Origin of the sequence: Yersinia aldovae ATCC 35236, assembly GCF_000173735.1 — a bacterium.
Taxonomy (GTDB): Bacteria; Pseudomonadota; Gammaproteobacteria; order Enterobacterales; family Enterobacteriaceae; genus Yersinia; species Yersinia aldovae.
The window spans coordinates 137808-144584 of the sequence record NZ_ACCB01000006.1; the positions used below are offsets into that span (position 1 = coordinate 137808).

The window sequence follows — 6777 nt, forward strand, 5'->3', positions numbered from 1 at the left end:
CCGCTCGCTACAGTAACAATAATCTCTGCAATGCTGATAACCTCAATGGCTGTGTAGGGTTTCCGCCTCCAGCAATAACTCCCTTAGCTCAATGGCTCCCGGCGGCCTTAATGACCATTTAGGTCCCTGCAAAGCCAGGGTGTAACCTGCCTGATACAACCGCTCCATTTTGACCGGATCAAAAATTTCAGCGCCGTTAATATCGACATCTGCCGGTATGGTTATCCAATGAAAGCCAGTTTGCTCCGCTAAAGAAAATGCATAAATACGATACAAATCCCCTACCAGTGCAGCTTTACTCGTTGAATCCAGAGTCCGTAAAGCAATATTGCGGACTAAACGAGGTGTCGGCTCTGGCTGTGGGCCAAGCTGCCCATTGTGGATGATATAAATATCTTCTTTGCTGTTTGTCAGCCCGGCCCTCGCACGCACCACTTTCGAACTGTACACACCGCCATTGTAGAACACCCGCGCGGCAACACCGCCATCAACATGCATTTCATCATAATGTTTGCCATTCGCTACTACATCAAAAAATACCGGAGAGAAAGCGACTGGCACGGAGGAAGAAGCCAGCATAACCTGACGGAATAACGTCAATGCCTCAGGTGTTCCTTTGATGGCGATAAGCCCCATATTCCACACGATGAACCGCTGCGAATCAAGGTCAACCGTGCCTATATAGAGACGCCGCCCGTTCTGATGCGCTTTCGCAATTTGATTCATCAATTGTGGGGTAATATGGCTATCGATCAACTGAGAAAGTGGACTGGTATCAGCCAATGACTCGCGAAAAAATAGACGGAACAACAGATTATCTAAGTGAAAAATATCACGGGTTGTCGTTGTGGTATAAAAGTCGTGCAGCGCCTGGTCATAATCAGCGCCAAGAAAAGCAAAGGGGGCAATTAGCGCGCCAGTAGATACACCACTCACCACTTTGAAAATCGGCCGTTTGCCTGTTTTAGTCCAACCATTCAAAAAACCAGCACCAAAAGCACCATTGGGGCCGCCACCAGATAAGGCCAAATGCGGGTAAACCCATACCCCATCAGAGACTCGGAACATCTCTTTGGATTCATCTTGATAGGATTTAAGTAAATCAGTTTCAAATATTGGGCTAACATGCCCCGCGCCCGCCCGAATATTAGGCATCCCGGGGATCTCGGCAACAGGCATTAGCGCTATCGGCACGGGATTCCTGGGTAACTGACTGCACCCGACCAATAAGAGAAATCCAATCAGCAATACCGTGGAATGTATTAATTTCCAACTCGTTATCATTATGTTTCCTAACAGGAATCACCGAATATAACCGACTAAAAATAACCTAATTTATGCGATTTGCCTACAAGCACGATGCTCTGTTATGCCACTGCTGTTGCGAAATATGGTACCAACAGTGCTGACTTAACGGGCTATCGGAGCTAACAGCAGGATGAAGGAAAGTATCCGACGCGCGCGTCATACCAATACGCGCCATCAACGCCTGTGAGCGCTGATTAATTAATGCGGTAAATGAGACGATTTCAGCCAGTTTTAATCGTTCAAAACCTACCTGTAATGCCCCCAGTGCAGCCTCCGTCGCCAAGCCCTGCGCCCAAAATGGGTAAGCAAAGCGCCAGCCTATTTCGATACAAGGTGAAAAAGGTAAATTCACAGTGGGGATATGTAACCCCAACGCACCAGCAAATTGTCCGCTGGCTTTAACTTCAACAGCCCACAACCCCCAACCGCGCTGGGTAATCAAAGTCTGACAGCGGTCAGCCATCGTATCGCTGTCTTCACGACTTAACGGCGCTGGAAAAAATGCCATAACACGCTTATCTGCATTCAACTCCGCAAACGGTGCTTTATCTGAAGGCAGCCACTGCCGCAGGCGTAACCGCTTGGTTTCAAACTCAATCACTTCACTCACGCTATTGCCTCTATAGATCATCTACCGTATCGGATACCTCCAATAACCTTCATATTTATAACGTCAGCAAACTATTCACTGTCTAATCGAGGGATACCAAGCCCTTCCGTTGTTTCACCTTTGCGATAGTGCACACCATTGCTGCACAGAAGGCCGCTGCCATTGATAGCTTGCGTACTTGCTAAGATACTCTGGTAACGCGTCACCATTCGAAACTAACCGGTGAAGCATCAACGCTAAATCGGTATCTGCAATGCACCATTCGCTAAACAGATACTTTCTACCATCCGACAGTAAACGTGCAGCCCCGGAAATAAGCTTATCAGCGGCCTGTTGACCCGCATCTGATAACGGTGGTAACAGCTCACCGGCAAAGACAACTTCAGTTGGGCGCTCACTGCGAATAGGGACTAAGTCACTACGTAACCAAGCCTGGATTTCACGCGCTCTGGCACGCTCTTGTCTATCCTGCGGATAAATTCGTGAATACTCAGGGAAAGCAAACCGCTCTTCCAAATATTCACTGATCGCGGAAGACTCTGACAACTGAAAGTCGTCAATGACCAGCGTTGGCACACGACGAGTTGCTGACAACCGAACATAAGCTGGCTGTCTATTTTCACCGGAAGAGAGATCAATGGGTTTTAATGAAAATGGGAGAGCTTTTTCCGTCAATGACACAAAAACAGACATCACATAAGGACTAAAAAAATTCGCATCTGTATACAATGTAATGGCATGATCGCACATTGCGGCTCCAGTCAATTATCACTCAGGTTTTACGTTAATCAGTTTAACACTAACTGAAAAGTCCCTTGCTCATCCGTTCTTAACCTCAAGTAATACAGCACAGCCTTCAAAAGACGATATCAAAGAATTGAATAGCCGTTAATAACCTGCCGTAGAGTCCTCATCCAGAATCGTTAACAGAATATCAGCATCCGGTGTAGTTATATGTTTTCCTTCAAGAAATCCTGCTAATTTGTCTGCAACACCACACTCATACACTTCATAACCTTTAATACGATAGCCTGGTTCGCCGTCCTGACTGCGGATATACTCATCGCCGTCGATATAGTATTCAATGGACCCACTGGCATCTTCAACTTCATAACGTTTATCAAATGGAAACTGTTTCATCACTTATCCTAAAACCAAATGCGTTACATCAATGGTACTAATTTAGCATTTTTTTATAAAATCGTAACCGTGAGATTACTCACTATTTAGTCCATGTTTAGCAAAAAAGTTGATACCGAAGAAGAAAGACCATCTTAATATTCAGAAATATTTTTAATGCGCCTTAATTAATAAGCTAACTAATCATGAATTAAACTAATATTGCATCTAATATCAAAATGAACCCAGCAAGTATCTTTATATAAGCCAAAACACTAGCCCGTGGGTAATAAATAAACGTCTACCCCCCAAAATAACTTATCCCACATCATATTAAAGTCAATATCCTGATAAATATCATCATGATAATCTATATTATATAAATATATAACTCTAGAATAATATCATCTCTACTTAATGAAGTATCGATGTGTTAGATCGACTTAATCCATGAGTTATACGACAGGCTATCAAGATGAAAATAAATCCAGTTAAGGTAAACTATACCGCCTAACAATAAAGAGACGAAATGAGTACCGAAATATTTATTACGGTACTGGGGATGGCACTATTACATGCTTGTTGGAATGCTCTTGTTAAAATTGGTAATGATCGTTTTGTCACCATCGCACTTATGGCTATTTTTTCTGATGCAATTTCGCTAACCGGTGTCATCTTTACTGGTCTACCCTCTCTTGCCGCATTACCCTGGCTGTTGCTGTCGGTATTTTTTCATACCGGCTATTGCCGGTTTCTAAGTAAAGCCTATGAGCAGGCTTTACCGTCGCGCGATTATCTATGCTTTAATTACGGCGACCTTTACTGCCTGCTATGCCTGATGGGGCGTATAGTCGGGCCAGCATAGAACCTATTTGTTATATTCTCTGGCTGTTCATGCTCAATGGTATAGCAATGTTTGGATTACTCTGACTAATGCATCGAAAGGTGATATTTCACGAGATCTGCCAGCATTGGCGTCACGGCATCATCGGCGGGGCAATGCAATTACTCGCCTATGGCATCATAATTTGGGCAATGAAAAGTACCCCTATCGCACTGGTAGCCGCTTTGTGTGAAACCAGTGTGCTCTTCTTTGCAATGGTGATTTCTATATGGATGCTCAAAGAAAAACCATCAATGATCCGCCTTATCGCCAGTGCCATTATAATGATTGGCGTGGTAGTGACTAAATTTGGCTAATTCATCAAAGAGAGCCAATATATGTGTTTCTTTCTAAGACAAGGCGGCAGCCCACCCTGGAAACACGCTATACTCATATAAATCCTATAAATAAGGAGAATATATGCTCATAGGATTTGTTTTACTGGTTAGCGCTTGCGGTATGGATGCTTGTGAGGCCCTGCCTGTATCAGAAGACATTTATCCGACGCGTCATGAATGCATGGATGTTGCTGCCCGTATACATCAAAGAAGACCTGATGTGATATTACTTTGCGGAGAAGTTTACCGATACCCTGAAGATGAAAAACACCACTGATTGACTCCGCATCAGTGGTTATGTGGCGTACATCTCCGCTGCCTTGATATTGCTGTTAACTGAATCGTCCGACTCCCGATAGGCACTTTGTTACCTCATTAATACCATTGCAGTGCTTCACTTTTCTTCGTTGTAACCCAGGCCCCCGGTTGCTTGAAAGTGATATTTACCTAATAGCTCGAACCATCGGGCTGTTTTCATTTCTGGTCATACTGCCCGAATTGTTTCGTAAACTTATACGTATCCTTTAACAGTGTCACCACTGCCTTACTACCCTAAATCTAAAGCTAAAGCTACAAGAGCGGCTTCATCGTCTAAAGACAGCACCTTGGCTTCACTGTTATCCGGCGTTTTTCAGCCTCCGCACTGTTAATTCATTTATCTTTTTGAAGATACAGCGCTCATCCATTACCACCATTACCACCATTACCACCATTACCACCATTACTACCATTACTACCATTACTACCATTACTACCATTACTACCATTACTACCATTACTACCGGTAGCACCATCCCCCCCATTACCGCCTGCGCCATTATTAATATTTGGACTGCCCTGTCCGCCATTACCCCCATTTTTACAGTTCGTATCAGGTACCCCATCGTGACCATTTTCACCTAACTTCCCGTCAAGTACGGCGCAATGAGTAGAGTTAACCTTTTCCTGTACAGCACAGGCAGGTAAAGAAAGCACACATAAAAAAGCGAATGCTAACGGCAATAAAAGGGACTTATACATACAACCTCCAACGTAATTAATTCTCAAGTATATCCAATCAATGACATTACGCTCCACAGTTTAAACATTGTCATAACAGCATAAGATTATGTCATCCACTATACATACTCTTTCCGTATCAAAATATTAGTGATGGGTAATACCGATTTTTTCAATAAATTTGCAGCCCATTCTTTGAATGCTATAGCCAAAATCTGCTACCTGGTTTGGAACCCCGTAATTCAATCAGCACACTCAACCACGCAGTCGATTACCCTGAAGTGGCGCTATCTACGCTAGTGGCAACGACAAGCAGTCGTCCATTTTTTGAAAATCGAAAATGTCAGAAAATAACCATCAGATACTACTTCAGCTCTGGAGATCAAAAAGGCCACCGAAATGACCTTAAGATTAACCCATTATTTCCTTACGATGTATGACAGAGCTTGGAGCAGTAGTAACAACCATTGGCGTTATACCCCATATTAATTGCCACTTTGACGGCTTCCTGGCAAGAATCGTAATCGCCTAAAAGCTTCCGATTTTTTTCTATGGGCATACAGCCACAAGTACTCGAATGAACTTCGTTATCACCGTTGTTTTGCTTATTAGTATTCACGTAATATAATGTCATCTTATTGTTTCTCATCAAGTATGCTGGTTATTCAGCCCGACACATATTGCCATTTTGGTTGATACAAGAAACTAACGGATATGAGTTATGTGATCTGCAACATTAGTCGATCTTAAATATCTTGTGAAGCCTTATAAACAACAAAATCAGCATATTTATTATCATTTCTGCGACTTATGACCATGACAACATTGCCTTGCTCAAAGGTTAATATCCGATTCCCACGCGTAACAACGAATTACCGCCACAATCCCGCATCACTTTCAACATTTAAGAACTAACAGGAATATCAATCTGCGGTTTCTTTTCACCACGTCAGTACTCTGATATTTTATCATCCAAAGGCTGATTGCCCGCCTTAAATAACGGAGCATTACCACTCATGATATCTGTTGGTGCTGCTGCCGCAGAAAAGAGCACCTCTTTTACACCTACATTGTGATATTTTCTTGGACCTTACTGAGAACTCGGCGGCCTCTCGTGCAGCCTTGACTACCTCGGCTCCTTGGGATGTATTGTATCCCTTCCTCAATAATATGAAGTGAGCTTGTGGTATGAATGAAAATCTTTATCGTTTGATTATTGACTTTCAAGATAATGTCCAAGTTGCTTTAAGGCTTATGCATCGATCTGGTATTCAAATGCCATCAAGTCGCAATGAATGGATTGAATCTGATATACCTACTCTATAGACACAGATAGCCGAAATCCTGAGGATATGCTCCCAAGTCGCAATCACGACCGTGTACTAACACTCCAGATTCATTATTTCGAAACGGCTGAACTTATGTATAAAAATTACGATAAGCTCAATCAGAAAATACAAAATAATGGCTATTTTAGTCAGCACGAAAAATTTGATATAAGAATTTATTTTTCTAAAAAT

General features: G+C 42.8%; 6 protein-coding genes and 1 pseudogene. 2 read left to right on the forward strand and 5 right to left on the reverse strand.

The genetic code is table 11. The annotated features are described in order from the left end of the window. Positions 1–42 precede the first annotated feature (42 nt). From YALDO0001_RS04730 to YALDO0001_RS04745, 4 genes are all read right to left on the reverse strand, one after another. A complete protein-coding gene (locus YALDO0001_RS04730; RefSeq protein WP_042839415.1) occupies positions 43–1284 on the reverse strand; it encodes a patatin-like phospholipase family protein in 1242 nt (413 codons plus the stop codon). Between the two features lie 64 nt (positions 1285–1348). After that, on the reverse strand, positions 1349–1939 hold the full coding sequence (locus tag YALDO0001_RS04735) for a GNAT family N-acetyltransferase (RefSeq protein WP_004700409.1): 591 nt from the start codon (positions 1937–1939) through the stop codon (positions 1349–1351). Between the two features lie 93 nt (positions 1940–2032). Next, on the reverse strand, positions 2033–2668 hold the full coding sequence (gene yfcF, locus YALDO0001_RS04740) for a glutathione transferase (protein ID WP_042839416.1): 636 nt from the start codon (positions 2666–2668) through the stop codon (positions 2033–2035). Between the two features lie 138 nt (positions 2669–2806). Further along, positions 2807–3058: a hypothetical protein gene (locus tag YALDO0001_RS04745; RefSeq protein WP_004700413.1), complete on the reverse strand. Its 252-nt coding sequence runs from the start codon at positions 3056–3058 to the stop codon at positions 2807–2809. Between the two features lie 508 nt (positions 3059–3566). Here YALDO0001_RS04745 and YALDO0001_RS04750 point away from each other — a divergent pair. Both YALDO0001_RS04750 and YALDO0001_RS04755 read left to right on the forward strand, forming a co-directional pair. Next, a pseudogene (locus YALDO0001_RS04750) lies at positions 3567–4237 on the forward strand (EamA family transporter). 103 nt (positions 4238–4340) lie between these two features. Further along, positions 4341–4535, forward strand: a complete 195-nt coding sequence (locus YALDO0001_RS04755; protein ID WP_042545721.1) for a hypothetical protein — start codon at positions 4341–4343, stop codon at positions 4533–4535. Positions 4536–4936: 401 nt separating this feature from the next. Here the strand turns inward: YALDO0001_RS04755 and YALDO0001_RS19990 are convergent, their stop codons facing one another. After that, a complete protein-coding gene (locus YALDO0001_RS19990) occupies positions 4937–5278 on the reverse strand; it encodes a hypothetical protein (RefSeq protein WP_071986379.1) in 342 nt (113 codons plus the stop codon). Positions 5279–6777: the final 1499 nt, after the last annotated feature.

Excerpts from the sequence above, each read along its gene's own strand:
- YALDO0001_RS04735 (WP_004700409.1), bottom strand. The coding sequence starts at position 1,939 with ATGATCTATAGAGGCAATAGCGTGAGTGAAGTGATTGAGTTTGAAACC.
- YALDO0001_RS04745 (WP_004700413.1), bottom strand. The coding sequence starts at position 3,058 with ATGAAACAGTTTCCATTTGATAAACGTTATGAAGTTGAAGATGCCAGT.
- YALDO0001_RS19990 (WP_071986379.1), bottom strand. The coding sequence starts at position 5,278 with ATGTATAAGTCCCTTTTATTGCCGTTAGCATTCGCTTTTTTATGTGTG.
- yfcF (WP_042839416.1), bottom strand. The coding sequence starts at position 2,668 with ATGTGCGATCATGCCATTACATTGTATACAGATGCGAATTTTTTTAGT.
- YALDO0001_RS04755 (WP_042545721.1), top strand. The coding sequence starts at position 4,341 with ATGCTCATAGGATTTGTTTTACTGGTTAGCGCTTGCGGTATGGATGCT.
- YALDO0001_RS04730 (WP_042839415.1), bottom strand. The coding sequence starts at position 1,284 with ATGATAACGAGTTGGAAATTAATACATTCCACGGTATTGCTGATTGGA.